This window comes from Tsukamurella sp. 1534, assembly GCF_000312385.1.
Classification (GTDB): domain Bacteria; phylum Actinomycetota; class Actinomycetes; order Mycobacteriales; family Mycobacteriaceae; genus Tsukamurella.
The window spans coordinates 198,679-214,354 of sequence record NZ_HE997627.1 but is presented as its reverse complement, the minus strand read 5'-3'; the positions used below and the strand labels follow the sequence as shown (position 1 = coordinate 214,354).

The 15,676-nt window shown below is 71.4% G+C and carries 16 protein-coding genes; 13 read left to right on the top strand and 3 right to left on the bottom strand.

All coding sequences use genetic code 11. The annotated features are described in order from the left end of the window. Window positions 1–3: 3 nt before the first annotated feature. On the bottom strand, window positions 4–723 hold the full coding sequence (locus tag BN39_RS13395) for an SDR family oxidoreductase (RefSeq protein ID WP_040767963.1): 720 nt from the start codon (window positions 721–723) through the stop codon (window positions 4–6). 55 nt (window positions 724–778) lie between these two features. Here BN39_RS13395 and BN39_RS13390 point away from each other — a divergent pair, with 55 nt between their 5' ends. The 8 genes from BN39_RS13390 (at window position 779) to BN39_RS13355 (ending at window position 9,660) form a co-directional block, all read left to right on the top strand. Beyond that, window positions 779–1,345, top strand: a complete 567-nt coding sequence (locus tag BN39_RS13390) for a TetR/AcrR family transcriptional regulator (protein ID WP_202803301.1) — start codon at window positions 779–781, stop codon at window positions 1,343–1,345. Between the two features lie 36 nt (window positions 1,346–1,381). Further along, window positions 1,382–2,740, top strand: coding sequence for a Pup--protein ligase (gene pafA / locus BN39_RS13385; protein WP_086010307.1), 1,359 nt, complete (start codon window positions 1,382–1,384; stop codon window positions 2,738–2,740). A gap of 33 nt (window positions 2,741–2,773) precedes the next feature. Then, window positions 2,774–3,748: a YafY family protein gene (locus BN39_RS13380; protein WP_040767960.1), complete on the top strand. Its 975-nt coding sequence runs from the start codon at window positions 2,774–2,776 to the stop codon at window positions 3,746–3,748. Further along, window positions 3,745–4,719, top strand: a complete 975-nt coding sequence (locus tag BN39_RS13375; RefSeq protein WP_237741695.1) for a YafY family protein — start codon at window positions 3,745–3,747, stop codon at window positions 4,717–4,719. Before BN39_RS13380 ends, BN39_RS13375 begins: the two co-directional genes overlap by 4 nt. A gap of 91 nt (window positions 4,720–4,810) precedes the next feature. Then, complete coding sequence (gene tatA, locus BN39_RS13370; protein WP_019202919.1) at window positions 4,811–5,065, top strand: Sec-independent protein translocase subunit TatA; 255 nt, start codon at window positions 4,811–4,813, stop codon at window positions 5,063–5,065. Between the two features lie 16 nt (window positions 5,066–5,081). Continuing rightward, entirely contained in the window at window positions 5,082–6,086 is a 1,005-nt protein-coding gene (gene tatC / locus BN39_RS13365; RefSeq protein ID WP_019202918.1) for a twin-arginine translocase subunit TatC, read from the top strand. Next, window positions 6,073–8,829 (top strand): RNA helicase, encoded by a 2,757-nt coding sequence (locus BN39_RS13360; RefSeq protein WP_019202917.1) that lies wholly within the window; start codon window positions 6,073–6,075, stop codon window positions 8,827–8,829. Before tatC ends, BN39_RS13360 begins: the two co-directional genes overlap by 14 nt. Before the next feature lie 69 nt (window positions 8,830–8,898). Beyond that, window positions 8,899–9,660, top strand: a complete 762-nt coding sequence (locus tag BN39_RS13355; RefSeq protein WP_019202916.1) for a DUF4333 domain-containing protein — start codon at window positions 8,899–8,901, stop codon at window positions 9,658–9,660. A gap of 15 nt (window positions 9,661–9,675) precedes the next feature. Here the strand turns inward: BN39_RS13355 and BN39_RS13350 are convergent, their stop codons facing one another. Then, window positions 9,676–10,638, bottom strand: a complete 963-nt coding sequence (locus BN39_RS13350; protein WP_019202915.1) for a 5'-3' exonuclease — start codon at window positions 10,636–10,638, stop codon at window positions 9,676–9,678. Between the two features lie 17 nt (window positions 10,639–10,655). Between BN39_RS13350 and BN39_RS13345 the strand changes: the two genes are divergently transcribed. Next, window positions 10,656–11,771: a Xaa-Pro peptidase family protein gene (locus tag BN39_RS13345; protein WP_019202914.1), complete on the top strand. Its 1,116-nt coding sequence runs from the start codon at window positions 10,656–10,658 to the stop codon at window positions 11,769–11,771. A 31-nt stretch (window positions 11,772–11,802) separates the two neighbouring features. Here the strand turns inward: BN39_RS13345 and BN39_RS13340 are convergent, their stop codons facing one another. Then, window positions 11,803–12,192, bottom strand: coding sequence for a PPOX class F420-dependent oxidoreductase (locus BN39_RS13340; protein ID WP_019202913.1), 390 nt, complete (start codon window positions 12,190–12,192; stop codon window positions 11,803–11,805). A gap of 37 nt (window positions 12,193–12,229) precedes the next feature. Between BN39_RS13340 and BN39_RS13335 the strand changes: the two genes are divergently transcribed. Genes BN39_RS13335 through BN39_RS23895 form a run of 4 tightly spaced genes read left to right on the top strand, consistent with a single transcriptional unit; the run spans window position 12,230 to window position 15,622 of the window. Next, complete coding sequence (locus BN39_RS13335; protein ID WP_019202912.1) at window positions 12,230–13,000, top strand: SDR family NAD(P)-dependent oxidoreductase; 771 nt, start codon at window positions 12,230–12,232, stop codon at window positions 12,998–13,000. After that, window positions 12,997–14,133: a precorrin-6y C5,15-methyltransferase (decarboxylating) subunit CbiE gene (gene cbiE, locus BN39_RS13330; protein ID WP_040768300.1), complete on the top strand. Its 1,137-nt coding sequence runs from the start codon at window positions 12,997–12,999 to the stop codon at window positions 14,131–14,133. Before BN39_RS13335 ends, cbiE begins: the two co-directional genes overlap by 4 nt. After that, window positions 14,130–14,888, top strand: coding sequence for a precorrin-4 C(11)-methyltransferase (gene cobM, locus BN39_RS23900; protein ID WP_019202910.1), 759 nt, complete (start codon window positions 14,130–14,132; stop codon window positions 14,886–14,888). Before cbiE ends, cobM begins: the two co-directional genes overlap by 4 nt. Next, a complete protein-coding gene (locus BN39_RS23895; protein ID WP_040767954.1) occupies window positions 14,885–15,622 on the top strand; it encodes a cobalt-precorrin-6A reductase in 738 nt (245 codons plus the stop codon). Before cobM ends, BN39_RS23895 begins: the two co-directional genes overlap by 4 nt. Window positions 15,623–15,676: the final 54 nt, after the last annotated feature.

The following is a 15,676-nucleotide window of genomic DNA, read 5'->3' as shown; positions in this document are numbered from 1 at the left end:
TCGTCAACTGATCACGTCGATCACGGCCTCGGCCTCGGTGCGCTCGGTCACCAGGCGCCACACGGTCTCGGCCAGGTCGTCGGGCTGCAGCGTGATGGCGGCGAGATCCTCCGGTTGCGTCGAGGCGGCCATCGCCGCGGCGATATCTCCTCCGGCGATCATCCCGCCCACGGTGAGCGTGCCCGCGTACACGCCCTCGTCGGCCAGCGCGGCGTGCAGGTTCAGGGCGTACGCCCGGTAGGCGGAGGCGACCAGGGTGAGCCCGCCGAGGTGGGGCATCGGGATCACGCTGCTCAACCCGCCGACCAGCAGCAGCGCGCCGTCGCGCGCACGCAGTTCGGGCAGCACCGCGGTGGCGAACTCGACGACGGGCGCGACGGTGCCGAGCGCCTCGGTGGCGCCGGCCGGGGTGAGCTCGGTGATCGGCGTGAGCGCGACGGGGGCGCCGGCGCCGTAGTAGGCCACGTCGATCCGCCCGAATCGTTCGCGGACCGCGGCGACGGCGTCCGCGACGGATCCGGGCCGGGCGGCGTCCACCTGGAAGGCGGCGGCCTCGATGCCGAGCGCGCGGAGCTCGTCGAGGTAGCCGGGATGGCGGTCGGCGGAGCGGGAGGCGATCGCGACGCGGTAGCCGCGGCGGCCGAAGGCGCGGGCGACGGACATTCCGAGCCCGGGGCCGGCTCCGAGGACGACGAGGACGGGGTGCGCATTACTTGAGGTCATACTCAACTTAGTACCAGAAGTTGAGGAGGTCCTCAATATCGCTATGCTGGTCGGCATGTCTCCCCGAGCGGACGCCGTGCGCAACAGGCAGAAGTTGGTGGACGCCGCCCGGGCGTCGTTCGACGAGCACGGCGTCGACGTGCCGCTGGAGCGGATCGCCAAGCGGGCCGGCGTGAGCATCGGCACGCTCTACAACCACTTCGCGGACCGCGGCGAGCTCGTGGACGCGGTGCTGCCGGACCGGCTCGCGCAGCTCGACGCCCTCGCAGCCGCCGCGGACGCCGAACCCGACGCCTGGACCGCGTTCGCCGGGTTCCTGGACGCCCTGATCGCCGCGCAGGCGCGCGACCGCACGGTCAACGAGGCCGTGGCCAGGGGAGCGGTCGGCGAGGTGGACCTCGTCGCGGAGTGCGGGCGCGCGGGCGGCGCGGTCCTGGCCGTTCTCGACCGCGCCCACACCGCCGGAGTAGTACGGCGGGACTTCGGTTTCGACGATCTCGCGACGCTCATGGTCGCGGTGGCGAACGTCATCGCACTACACCCCGGGGACGACACCGTCTGGCGTCGTCACCTCGGCTTCGTCCTCGCGGGGATCAGAACCGGGCCCGCCCGCGACACCTGACCGCGGCGCGCTGGGCGGAGAGGTAGTGTTCGACACGTGCAGCGGCGAATCATGGGGATCGAGACCGAGTTCGGTGTGACGTGTACGTTCCACGGGCACCGTCGCCTCAGCCCGGACGAGATCGCCCGGTACCTGTTCCGGCGCGTCGTCTCCTGGGGGCGCAGCTCCAACGTCTTCCTGCAGAACGGCTCGCGCCTGTACCTCGACGTGGGCAGCCACCCCGAGTACGCCACCGCCGAATGCGATTCGGTGCTGCAGCTCGTCACGCACGACAAGGCGGGCGAGCGCGTGCTCGAGGACCTGCTGCTCGACGCGGAGCAGCGGTTGCAGGACGAGGGCATCGGCGGCGACATCTACCTCTTCAAGAACAACACCGATTCGGCGGGCAACTCCTACGGCTGCCACGAGAACTACCTGGTGGGCCGCGTCGGCGAGTTCTCCCGCATCGCCGACGTGCTGCTGCCCTTCCTGGTGACCCGCCAGCTGATCTGCGGTGCGGGCAAAGTGCTGCTCACCCCGAAGACGGCCACGTACTGCCTGAGCCAGCGCGCCGAGCACATCTGGGAGGGCGTCTCCAGCGCCACCACCCGCAGCCGCCCGATCATCAACACCCGCGACGAGCCGCACGCGGACGCCGAGAAGTACCGCCGGCTGCACGTGATCGTCGGCGACTCCAACATGTCCGAGACCACCACCATGCTCAAGGTGGGCACCGCGACGCTGGTGCTGGAGATGATCGAGGCGGGCGTCCAGTTCCGCGACTTCTCCCTGGACAACCCGATCCGCGCCATCCGCGAGGTCAGCCACGACACCACGGGCCGGCACGAGGTGCGGCTGGCCGGCGGCAGGCACGCGGGCGCCCTGGACATCCAGCGCGAGTACTACGCCAAGGCCGTCGAATACCTCGCCACCCGTGAGCCCGACGAGCAGCTCACCAGGGTCGTGGACCTCTGGGGCCGCACCCTGGACGCCGTCGAGTCCCAGGACTTCTCGCACGTCGACACCGAGATCGACTGGGTGATCAAGCGCAAGTTGTTCCAGCGCTACCTGGACAAGTACTCGATGGACCTCTCCGATCCCAAGATCGCGCAGCTCGACCTCGCCTACCACGACATCAAGCGCGGGCGCGGCGTCTTCGACGTCCTGCAGCGGCGCGGGATGGCGGCGCGGATCACCACCGACGAGGCCGTCGACGCCGCGGTGAACACGCCGCCGCAGACGACCCGCGCGAAGCTCCGCGGTGATTTCATCACCGCCGCGCAGGCCGCGAACCGGGACTTCACGGTCGACTGGGTGCACCTCAAGCTCAACGACCAGGCGCAGCGCACCGTGCTCTGCAAGGACCCGTTCCGCAACGTCGACGAACGGGTCGAGCGACTCATCGCGTCGATGTGAGCATCGGCGCCCGATAGAACGTAAGATCGACACGTGGCGACTTCGCGTATCGAGCGTTTGACGAACCTCGTGATCTGCCTGCTGTCCACGCGGTTCCCGGTGGACCGGGACTACATCCGCGCCAATGTGGCGGGGTACGACCGCGACTCGGATGACGACGCCTTCGAGCGGATGTTCGAGCGGGACAAGGCGGACCTGCGGGATCTCGGCGTGCCCATCGAGGTGGCGCCCATCTCGCGGATCAACTCCACCCAGGGCTACCGGATCGCGTTCGACGAGTACGCGCTGGGCGACATCGACCTCGACCCGGAGGAGGCCACCGCCGTCGCCGTGGCGGCCGCGGTGTGGCAGTCGCCCGAGTTGTCCTCAGCAGCCCAGTCCGCGGTGCAGAAGCTCCGCGCGGGCGGCCTCGACGTGGAGGGCCCGGGCGCGGGCGCGAGTACCGCGATCGCGGCCGACCGGGGCGCGGAGGGCGCCCTGCTCGCGATGCTCGAGGGCATCGACCGCCGCAAGCAGGTCACCTTCGCGCACCGCGGCAACCCCACCCAGCCGTTCGTCGACCGCACGCTGCACCCGTGGGGCGTGGTCACGTTCCGCGGCAACGCGTACGCCGTGGGGCACGACGTGGACCGCGGTGCCGTGCGCACCTTCAAGCTGTCCCGGGTCCGCGGGGGCGCGGTCCTGGACCGGTCGGCCACCGTCCGGCCGCCCGACGGGTTCGACCTGCACGCCCACGTCGTGGCCACGGTCGCCGAACGGGATCCCGTGGGCGTCGCCCGGCTCTGGGTCGCGCGGGGGCGGGGAGACGGGCTGCGGCGGCTCGCGTCCACCACGTCCGACGGTGACTTCCGCGGCCGGCCCGGAACCGAGCTCACCGTCGAGGTGCGATCCGTCGACGCGCTGGCCCGAGAGGTCACCGGGCTCGGGCCCGACGCGGTGGTGTTCGAGCCGCCGCAGCTCCGGGACGCCGTGGTGGACCGACTGACAGCACTGGCGGGGGAGCGATGAGTACGCAGTCCAAGCAGCCGAGCAGGCAGATGCAGCGCCTCGCACGCTGGCTCAACGTGATTCCCTACTTCCGCACCCACCCGGATGCCGACCTCGACCGCGCCGCGGCCGACCTGGGCGTCACCGTCGCGCAGCTCCGCAAGGACCTCACCGGCCTCACGATGTGCGGGCTGCCGGGGATGTTCCCGGGCGATCTCATCGAGATCGACTACGACGAATCGGGCGTGGACATCGGGTTCAGCGCGCGGATCGACCGGCCGCTCAAACTGACCGGCCCGGAGGCCGCATCCCTCCTGCTCGCGCTCCGGGCGCTCGCGGATTCGCCGGGCGTGGCGGACCCCGCCGCGGTCCTCCGGGCGATCGCCAAGCTCGAGGCGGCCGTCGCGGGCACGGGGCGGGACACCATCGCCTCGATCGACGGTGCGCTCTCCGACGGGCCCGGCACGGAGATCGCGGGCGTCGTGCGGTCCGCACTCCGCGACGAGCGCGCCCTGCACCTGCGCTACTACTCGGCGACCCGCGACTCGCTCAGCGAGCGGGACGTGGACCCCATCGCCCTGGACACCTTCGACGGGCACACCTACCTACAGGCGTGGTGCCGGCGCAGCGAGGGGCTGCGCATGTTCCGGCTGGACCGGATCGACGATGCGCGCGTGCTCGACGAGCCCGCCCGGGTGCCTCAGGACGTCCGGCCCGCGTCGGGACTGTTCGACGGTGCCGCCGCGGACGACCTGACCACCGCCGTCCTCGAGGTGGGGCCCGGCGCGGCGTGGGCGCTGGAGTACCACCCGTTCACCGTTGTCGGGGAGGGCGCGCACGGCGCCGTCACCGCGACCATGCAGTACGCCACCGAGGCCTGGATGGTGCGCTTCGTGCTGAGCTTCGGTGGGGAACTCGCCGTACGGGAGCCGCGGGCTCTCGCCGACGCCGTCGCCCAGCGTGCCGCGGACGGGCTCGCGAACTATTCATGAACACGTCACTTGCACCTGCCGGTCGAGGCGGTGTGGGGCGCGCCGGGTCCGGTAGGCTCAGTACAGAAATCTAGAACGAAGTGAGGCCATCATGGGTATCACCCACAATCCCTGGGCGTGGGTCATCGTTGCGGTCGTCCTGCTCATCCTCTTCGGAGGCAAGAAGCTGCCCGACGCCGCTCGTGGCATTGGCCGTTCCATGCGCATCTTCAAGAGCGAGATGGACGAGATGAAGACCGAGGGGTCGCAGAAGGATTCGGCCAAGGCGCAGCAGGCCGAGGTGACCGAGAAGCCGATCGACGTGCAGACGGCCGAGCCCTCCGAGGCCGACCGCAAGTCGGCGTAGCCCTCCGCCTTTTTTGGTGAAGATCCCGTTCGATCCACGTCAGCGGCGTGCCGTCGTCAATCCCGACGGCACGATGTCGATCGTGGATCACCTGTACGAACTGCGGGCGCGGCTGATGTGGTCGCTGCTCGCCATCGTCGCGACGTCGATCGTCGGTTTCTACTGGTACAGCCATGGCCCGTTCGGCCTGCCGTCGACCGGTCATCTCCTCACCGGCCCGTACTGCGATCTCCCGGCGACGTCGCGCGCTGAGATCACGCGCGGCGGCGAGTGCCGATTGCTGGCCACGGGTGTGTTCGATCAGTTCAACCTCCGGCTCAAAGTCGCGGTCGCCACCGGCATCGTTCTGGCGTGCCCGGTGTGGCTCTACCAGATCTGGGCGTTCATCGTCCCAGCGCTGCACCGCAAGGAGAAGCGCTACACGATCACGTTCGTCGCCCTCGGCGGCACGCTGTTCGTCAGCGGCGCGGTCCTCGGCTACCTGATGATCACCAGCGCCTTCAGCTTCTTCCTCACCGTGGGCAACGAGACCCAAGTGACGGCACTGCAGGGCCCGCAGTACTTCGGCTTCGTGCTCACGGTCATGGCGATCTTCGGCGTCAGCTTCGAGCTGCCCCTGTTCATCGTCGCGCTGAACCTGGTGGGAGTACTTCCGTACACCAAGCTCAAGAAGTGGCGCCGCGGCATGTTGCTGTCGATGTTCATCTTCTCCGCGGTGATCACCCCGTCGGGCGACCCGTTCACGATGCTGGCGCTCGGCGGAGCACTCGCCGTGCTGCTCGAGATCTCCATCCAGTTCGCGCGCTTCCACGACCGGATGAAGTACAAGAACTGCCCGAGCGACGCCTGGGAGGGCGAGCTCGACGACGAGGCGGCATCACCCGCTCCGGCGTCCCCGCAGCCGATCGGCGCATCGGCCGGCCCTACGGGCAGCGCGCTGACGGCCTCCGACCCCATCGAGCGCCCCGAAAAGCTCATGAACACGTCGATCCCGCGTTCGGGGCTCGATGACATCCTCTGAGCTCGATCAGTTCGCGTCCCGGCTGAGCTTCTCGCTGGATCCCTTCCAGGTGCAGGGCTGTCAGGCCCTCGAGGAGGGACGCGGCGTGCTCGTCTGCGCGCCCACCGGCGCCGGGAAGACCGTGGTCGGCGAGTTCGCAGTGCACCTGGCCCTCGCTGCCGGTACCAAGTGCTTCTACACCACGCCGATCAAGGCGCTGTCGAATCAGAAGCACGCCGAGCTGGTCGCCCGGTACGGCGCCGACAAGGTGGGGCTGCTCACCGGCGACACCTCGATCAACTCCTCGGCGCCCGTGGTCGTGATGACCACCGAGGTACTGCGGAACATGCTGTACGCCGATTCGGCGGCGCTCGACTCCCTCAGCCACGTGGTCATGGACGAGGTGCACTATCTCGCGGATCGGTTCCGTGGCGCGGTCTGGGAGGAGGTGATCCTGCACCTCCCTCAGGACGTGCGCCTGGTCAGCCTGTCGGCGACGGTGTCCAACGCGGAGGAGTTCGGCGCCTGGATCGCGGAGGTCCGCGGCCACACCACCGTCATCGTCGACGAGCAGCGCCCGGTACCGCTGTGGCAGCACATGCTCGTGGGCCGCAAGCTTTTCGACCTCTTCGACACGAAGGCGCTCCGCGCGGCGCAGGAGTCCGGCGGCCAGAAGGCACTCGTCCTCGACGGCGAACTGGTGCGGTACGTCAAGCAACGGGAGTCCCTCGACCGCAGCCGCGACCCGGGCGTGGTCAGCCGCACCGGGCGCCGGGCCGGTCGCGGCCGCCCGCCGCAGACCCGCCGCCCGATCCCGCGCCCCGAGGTGATCGCCCTCCTCGACGCCGAGGGGCTGCTCCCGGCGATCACGTTCGTCTTCTCCCGGGCCGGCTGCGAGCAGGCGCTCACCCAGTGCCTGCGCTCGCCGGTCGTCCTCACCACGCAGGAACAGGCCGAGGAGATCGGCCTCGTCATCGACAAGCACGTGGCCGAGTTCTCCCCGGCCGACCTCGAACTGCTGGGCTACGAGGAGTGGCGCGCGGCGCTGACGCGCGGCTTCGCGGCGCACCACGCCGGCATGCTGCCCGCGTTCCGGCACGCCGTCGAGGAACTCTTCGTCAAGGGCCTGGTGCGCGCGGTTTTCGCCACCGAGACCCTCGCACTGGGCATCAACATGCCCGCGCGGACGGTCGTGTTGGAGCGCCTGGTGAAGTACAACGGCGAATCCCACGTCGAGCTCACTCCGGGCGAGTACACGCAGCTCACCGGTCGCGCCGGGCGCCGCGGCATCGACGTCGAGGGCCACGCCGTGGTGCTGTGGCAGACCGGAGTGCGGCCGCAGGAGGTGGCCGGCCTCGCCGGCGCCCGCACCTTCCCGCTGGTCAGCTCCTTCACCCCCGGCTACAACATGTCGATCAACCTGCTCGACCGGCTGGGCCGCAAAGGTGCCGAGCGGCTGCTGGAGGCGAGCTTCGCGCAGTTCCAGGCCGACCGGTCCGTGGTGGGGCTCGCGAAGCGGGTTCAGCGCAACGAGAAGGAACTCGAGCAGCTCCGGCAGCAGATCACCGACGCCGCGGGCGGCACCGACTACCTCGAATACGTGCGGCTGCGCGAGGACGTCCGGGCGCGCGAGCGTTCGCTGCGGCGCCAGCACCTCGCGGACAAGCGGGACGGCGCGGGCTCCGCACTCGCCGAGCTGCGCCGCGGCGATGTGATCGCGGTGACGGGTGGCCGCCGGCGGGGCCTGGCCCTCGTGGTCGAACCGTCGGGAGACCGCCGGGACCCGAAACCCCTGGTCATCAACGAGAGCGGGTGGGCCGGACGGGTCGGCGCCTCGGACTTCGTGGGCGATGTCTCCGTGCTCGGCACGCTGCGCGTCGCGAAGAACGCGGACTACCGTTCCGGCCGCGGGAAGCGCGACCTCGCGTCCACGCTCCGCAACAGCGGGATCACCGCGCCGCGACAGCAGGCGAAGGCCCGGCGCCCCGCGGCCGACGACGGCCGGCTCGCGGACCTGCGCGGACGGATGCGGGCGCATCCCGCCCACACGGGGCGCCGCGCCCCGGAGCTGGACCGGTTGTCCGAGCGGTACGCGCGGCTGGAGCGGGAGACCACGGCCGCGGCGGCGACGGTCCGCGCCACCACCTCGTCGCTGGTCGTCACGTTCGAGCGGATCGTCGACCTGCTGACCGACCGCGGCTACCTGACCGGCGACGGGGACGGCGAGCTCGCGCTCACCGAGGCCGGGCACCGGCTGGCGCGGGTCTACAGCGAGTCCGACCTGCTCGTCTGCGAGTGCGTCGAGGAAGGCGTGTTCGACGGCCTGGGGCCCGCGGACCTCGCGGCGGTGGTCTCGGCGATGGTCTTCGAATCCCGCGGCGACCGCGGCGGTGCGATCCTCACCGGCGAGAAGGTCCCCGGCGCGGTGCGGTCCGCGGTGCGCGACATAGCGGACCGGTGGACGGACATCGTCGCGGCGGAGGCCGAGCACCGGCTGGAGCCGAGCCGCGAACCGGACGTGGGTTTCGTGGCGCCGCTGCACCAGTGGGCGAGTGGCGGCACCTTGGCGGCGACCCTGATCGCGGCGGGCGAGCGCGGGCAGCCCCTGCCCGCGGGCGACTTCGTGCGGTGGTGCCGCCAGGTCATCGACCTGCTGGATCAGATCAAGCAGACGTCCTTCGAGACCCGGCCGGGACTCGCCGCGGTGGCGACGGCCGCGATCGCCTCGATTCGTCGCGGCGTCGTCGCTGAGTCCGGTTCATGATCAGGTATCTTGAGCGCACAGGCGTACGTCGGGGCCGTTCCGGGCTGCCGGCCGGGGAGGAGTGAACGGATGAGCAACCCGCAGGATCCCAACCAGCAATGGGCACAGCAGGGCTGGCAGCAGCCCGGCCAGCCGCAGCAGCCGGGTCAGCCGCAAGTTCCACAGCCCGGCCAGCCCCAGGTCCCGCAGCCGGGCCAGCCGGGGACCTCCGACCCGACGCAGATCTCGCCGCAGTACGGCCAGCCGCAGCAGCCCTACCAGGTGCCCGGCGCCCCCGCGGGCGACCAGACCCAGATCGCGCCCCAGTTCGGGGGCGGCCAGTGGCCGGGGCAGCCCGGCCAGCCGATGCCGGGTCAGCCGGGGCAGCCGGGTCAGCCCGGACCGGGCCAGTACGGCGTCCCTCAGCAGCCGCAGTTCGGCGCGCAGGAACAGTTCGGCCAGCAGTTCGGGGGACAGCCCGGCCAGCCGTTCCAGCCGCAGTACGCCGGAATGCCCGGCCCGCCGAAGAAGTCGAAGACCGGCCTCATCGTGGGCATCGCCGCGGCGGTCGTGATCGCGATCGTCCTCGTCGTCATCCTCGTCGGGTGGTTCACCGGCGCGTTCTTCAGCAAGAAGTTCGACAACGCCGCGGTCAACGACGGCGTGACCAAGGTGCTCAAGGAGAACTACAACGAGACGGACACCAAGGACGTCTCCTGCAACACCGACGGCGTGAAGGTCAAGGAGGGCACCACGTTCACCTGCAGCGCCTCCATCGGCGGTAAGGACAAGAAGGTCGAGGTCAAGGTCCTCGACGGTGACGGCAAGTACCAGGTCGGCGCCCCGTCCTGATGCCCTCCCGCCGGCTCAGCCCCGCAGGGCGGTGAGCAGGCGCTCCACCTGCGCCCCGATCCGCAGCTCCTCGGCCAGTTCGGCCAGGCGCTGCGGATCGCGTGCTCGCGTGGGCAGAACGTCAGGACCGGACAACGCCACCTCGGCGTCGCGGCGCACCCACACCACGTCCCAGGCCGCGTCGAGGTAGCCCGCCGACGCGGCGATCGACGTGGCCGCACGCGCCGGCAGCGGCGACGGGGAGAGGTCGGCGGCCTCGCGGATCGCGGCCAGGGAACCGTACTGCAGCAACAGTTTCGACGCCGTCTTCTCGCCGATTCCGGGCACCCCGGGCAGGCCGTCGGACGGGTCGCCGCGCAGCAGGGCCAGTTCCGCGTAGGCCCGGCCGGGCCGGTCCTCCGGGAGCCCGTACCTCTCGGCGACCTCCGCGGGCCCGAACATCTCGGCCTTGGCGATGCCGCGCCCGATGTACAGGCACCGCGCTCCGGGCGGGGTGTCGTCGGCGACCTGGAGCAGGTCACGATCGCCGGACACCACGATGACCGGGTCCTTCTCCTCGCGCGCCGCGAGAGTGCCGAGCACGTCGTCGGCCTCGAGCCCGACCGCGCCGCCGGTGGCGATGCCGACGGCCTCCAGCACCTCGAGGATCATGTCGACCTGGGGGGACAGCGTGTCGGGCACCTCCTCCTCGCCGTCGGCGCCCTCCTCGGCGACGCGATGCGTCTTGTACGTGGGCAGCAACTCCACCCGGAACTGGGGGCGCCAGTCCAGGTCCAGGCACGCGACGAGCCGGCCGGGGCGGTGCGTGGTGATGAGCTGCGAGGTCATGTCGAGGAAGCCGCGGAGCGCGTTGATCGAGCGGCCGTCGTTCGACTTCACCTTGTCCGGGATCGCGTAGAAGGCACGGAACCAGAGCCCGGCGGAATCGAGCAGCATCAGCGGTGCGTTCCCCGCGGCGTCGTTCGTCACGGAAGTCATGGTGACACAATCACCCCATGAGTGAATTCCCCGCCAGCGTGTACGCGAACCGTCTCACCCGGGCCCAGGAGCTCAGCACCGCAGCGGGGACCCCGCTGGTGATCACCCCGGGGCCGGATCTGGCCTACCTCACGGGGGTCGTCAGTGAGTCCTTCGAGCGGCTGACCGCCCTGGTGATCACCGGCACCGGATTCGGGCTGGTGGTACCGAAACTCGAGCTGGCGATCCTCAAGGATTCGGCGGTGCCGGGACTCGGCGAAGCGGGCCTCGAACTCGAGATCACCTCGTGGGTGGACGGCGAGGATCCCTACGCGCTGGTCCTGGGGCGCCTCGCGGGAGCGACATCGGTCGCGGTGGCCGACGCCGTCCCGGCGCTGCACCTGGTTCCGCTGCTGGACCGCGGCCTGTCGGTGGAACTCGCCACCGCGGTACTGCGCCGGCTGCGGATGGTGAAGGACGCCGCCGAGATCGCGGAACTGCGGGCCGCGGGCGCCGCCATCGACAGGGTGCACGCCCGGGTCCCCGAGATCCTCCGGGTGGGGCGCACCGAGCGCGAGGTCGCGGACGACATCGCCGCCGCGATCGTCGAGGAGGGGCACACGGTGCCCGAGTTCATCATCGTCGGCTCCGGCCCGCACGGAGCCGACCCGCACCACGAGGTGTCCGACCGGGTGATCGAGCAGGGCGACGTGGTGGTGGTCGACATCGGCGGCCCGCTCCCGTCGGGCTACAACTCCGATTCCACCCGCACGTACGCGATGGGGGAGCCGTCCGCGGAGATCGCCGAGCGGTACGCGGTGCTGGAGCGGGCGCAGCGGGCTTCGGTCGACGCGGTGCGCCCCGGAGTCACCGCGGAGGCGATCGACGCCGCGGGGCGCGACGTGCTGGTCGCCGCCGGCCTCGGGGAGTACTTCCTGCACCGCACCGGTCACGGCATCGGATTGTCGGTGCACGAGGAGCCGTACATCGTGGCGGGCAACGCCGTTCCGGTCGAATCGGGTATGGCGTTCTCGATCGAACCCGGGATCTACTTCAGCGGCGCGTGGGGCGCGAGGATCGAGGACATCGTCATCGTGACCGACGACGGCTGCGAGCCGGTGAACACCCGTCCGCACGGCCTGACGGTTCTGTAGGCGCAGGGCGGGTCTCGATGGGGGACGCCGCCTATCCGCGCATGGTGCTCGACCCCAGCACCCGCTCGATCGCGATCTCGATGACGACCCGCTTCGGGTTCTCGCGCGGCGTCCGGTACCGCACGGCGTACCTGCGCTCCGCGTCGCCGACCGCGTCCCGTTCGGTGAGCACCCGGGCGGGCCCCTCCAGGGTGAGCCACCGCGGACCGTCGACCTGGGTGAGCGCGGCGTACCCGCGCCGCTCGGCGTTGCGGGCCTTCTGGCTGTCGCCCGAGGTGATCACCCTGGCGATGCCGGTGTCCGGGTCGAAGGTGAACGCGATCGCCACGGCGTGCGGCGTCCCATCGGCGCGCAGCGTGCTGAGCGTCGCGAGGTGGCGTTCGGCGAGGAATTCGAGGGCCGGGGGCGTCAAGGTGGGCACGGTCCCACCGTAGTCTGGAGCGGTGAGTGCGGAAGTGATGCCCGACGGTGCCGTGCTGCTGCTCGGTGGCCGCAGCGAGGTCGGCATGGAGGTCGCTACGCGGATCGCGCCCGGCCGGGACGTGATCCTCGCGGCCCGCCGCTCCGAGGACTTGGACGAGCAGATCGCCGCCCTGCGCGCGGCGGGCGCGAGTGGCGTGTATCCGGTGGAGTTCGACGCGGACCGCACCGAGCGGCACGTCGGCTTCCTCGACGAGGTGGCGGACCGGCACGGGCGGATCGGCATCGCGGTGGTGGCCTTCGGCATCCTCGGCGATCAGTCGCGGGCCGAGGCGGATCCGACGCACGCCGTGCAGATCGCGCAAACCGACTACGTGGCGCAGGTGTCGATCCTGCTGGCGCTGGCGAACCTGCTGCGCGAACAGGATGCGCGCGGCGGTTCGCGCGGCGCGGTGATCGCGTTCTCGTCGGTGGCGGGCATCCGCGTGCGGAAGGCCAACTTCGTGTACGGCAGTACCAAGGCGGGCCTCGACGGCTTCGTCCAGGGCTTCACGGACTCCCTGCACGGCAGCGGGATCCGGGTACTGCTGGTGCGGCCGGGATTCATCATCGGCGCGCTGACCCGGGACCTGATGGCCTCGGGTGTGAAGCCGGCGCCCTTCTCGTCCACCGCACCGCAGGTCGCGGACGCCACGGTGCGCGCGCTGCGGCGGGGGAGGCGGGTGGTGTGGGTACCGCCGATCCTGCGCCCCCTGTACGCGGGGCTCCGCGCGGTGCCGCAGGCCGTGTGGCGGCGGATGCCGCGATGACGGTCACGGTGGTCGGGATCGGCGCGGACGGGTGGGCCGGGCTCACCGACGTTGCGCGGCGGTCACTCTCGGGGGCGCGCGTGATCCACGGCGCGCCGCGGCAGCTGGAATACCTTCCCTCGGACGTCGCCGCCGACGTCCTGCCCTGGCCGTCGCCGCTGCTCGACGGGCTGGACGCAGTGGCCGACGGCGACCACGTGCTCGCCAGCGGGGATCCGATGTTCTACGGTATCGGCGCCACCCTGGCGCGGCGGCGCCCCGACCTCGAACTCGCCGTGCTGCCCCATCTCTCGTCGTTGTCGCTGGCGTGCGCGCGACTCGCCTGGCCCGCGGAGGAGGTGGTCGTGGTGTCCGCGGTGGCCCGCGATCCCGCGCCCGTGGTCCGAGCGGTGCGTGACGGCAGGCGCGTGATCGTCCTCAGCGAATCCGCCGCCACCCCCGCGGCGCTCGACGACCTCCTCGCCGGTGCGGGCCTGTCGGCCACTCTCACCGTGCTGGAACAACTGGGCGGGCCGCGCGAGAAGGTGCGCCGCCACCGGCGGTCCCTGAAGGTCGACGACCTCAACGTGGTCGCGGTCGAACCCGCGCAGCCGCAGCCGCCGTTCACCTTCGAGCACGACGGCCAGATCACCAAGGACGACGTCCGGGCGGTGACGGTGGCGGCGCTCGCCCCGTCACGCGGCTGGATCTGGGACTTCGGTGCCGGTTCGGGCTCGGTCGGGATCTCCTGGGCACTCGCCGGCGGTGGCTCGGTGGTCGGCGTCGAACGGCGGGAGGACCGCGCCGAGCGGGTGCGGCGCAACGCCTCCCGGGCGGGCGTGCCGTTCGAGGTGGTGGTCGCGGACACCGCGGAGCTCAACACCGACCTGCCCGAACCGGACGCGATCTTCATCGGGGGCGGACTCAGTGAGACGCTGGCGACGGCCTGCGTGGGCGTGCTCAAGCCGGGCGGGCGTCTCGTGGCGAACGCGGTGACCGTCGAGAGTCAGTCACTGGCGACGGTGCTGCGCAACCGGTTCGGCGGGGCCCTACGCACTTACACGGTGGCCGATCTCCGCCCTCTCGGCGGCGGCACCGCGTGGGAGCCGCGTCGCCCGGTGGTGCAGTGGGTGTTCGTCAAGGAGGGCGAGTGACCGTCTACTTCATCGGCGCCGGCCCCGGCGCCCCGGATCTGCTGACGCTCCGCGGCGCGGACCTCCTCGCCCGCTGCGCGGTATGCCTGTACGCAGGGTCTCTGGTGCCGCCCGAGGTGCTCGACCGCTGCCCGCAGGGCGCGCGGCTGGTGGACACCGCCCGGATGCCGCTGCCCGACATCGTCGACGAGATGGTCGCGGCGCACACGGCGGGCCACGACGTGGCCCGCCTGCATTCCGGCGACATGTCGCTCTACTCCGCCTTCACCGAGCAGGCCCGCCGGCTCGACGAGGCGGGCGTTCCCTACGAGGTGGTCCCGGGCGTGCCCGCCTTCGCCGCGGCGTCCGCCTCCCTGCAGCGGGAACTGACCGTGCCCGGAGTCGGGCAGTCGCTGCTGATCACCCGCGTGTCCACGCTCTCGACGGACATGCCCGCCGGCGAGGATCTCCCGTCGCTCGCCGCGACCGGCGTGACGCTCGCGCTGCACCTCGCGGCGCACCGCGCGAAGGAGCTCACCGCCGACCTGCTCCCGCACTACGGTGCCGACTGCCCGGTCGCGGTGGTCGCCTACGCGAGCCGCGCCGACGAGGTGATCGTGCGGTGCCGGTTGGCGGAACTTCCGGAGCGGCTCGCCGGTGCGGGAATCACGAAGACCGCCGTGATCTTCGTCGGACGGGCCCTGGAGCCACGCGGATTCGAGGAGAGCTACCTCTACTCCGCCCGGCGCCTGCGCGCGCCGGGGGCGAGCCATTGATCCGCGTGCTCATCCTCGGCGGCACCGCCGAGGCGCGCGAGCTGGCGGCGCTCCTGGACGCCGACCACCGGTTCGCGGTGCTCAGCTCGCTCGCGGGCCGGGTGGCCAACCCCCGACTCCCGGTGGGGGAGACGCGGATCGGCGGATTCGGCGGCGTCGAGGGCCTCGCGGACTTCCTCCACGGCGTCGACGTGCTGGTGGACGCCACGCACCCGTTCGCCGCGACGATCTCACGGAACGCGGCGGCGGCCGCCGAGCGGGCGGGCGTTCCGCTGGTGGCCGTCGTGCGTCCGGGATGGGTGGCTTCGAGCGAGGATTCGTGGACGAGGGTTCCGTCCGTCGCCGCAGCCGCGGCGGCCCTGGCCGAGCGGTCGCCGGGGCGCGCGCTCCTCACCACCGGGCGTCAGGACGTGGCCGAGTTCGCGGGGCTGGACGACTGGTGGTTCCTCATCCGGGTCGTCGACGCCCCGTCGGGTCCGCTGCCGGCGAGGCGCGAGATCGTGCGCGACCGCGGGCCGTACACCGTCGATTCCGAACTCGATCTGATGCGCCGGCACGCGGTGGACGTTCTCGTCACCAAGGACAGCGGCAGTGAGTTGGTGGCGGCGAAGCTCGAGGCGGCGCGCGTGGCCGGCGTCGCCGTGCTGATGGTGGACCGTCCCCGGCGGCCCGCCGGAGTGGAGTCCGTCGCAACGGCGCGGGAGGCGTACGACGCCCTGGCGGCCTTGCATTGACAAGAATCCCTTGTGGAAAGGGCGGGATTTCGATCCCCACGGAGCAGCGGACCG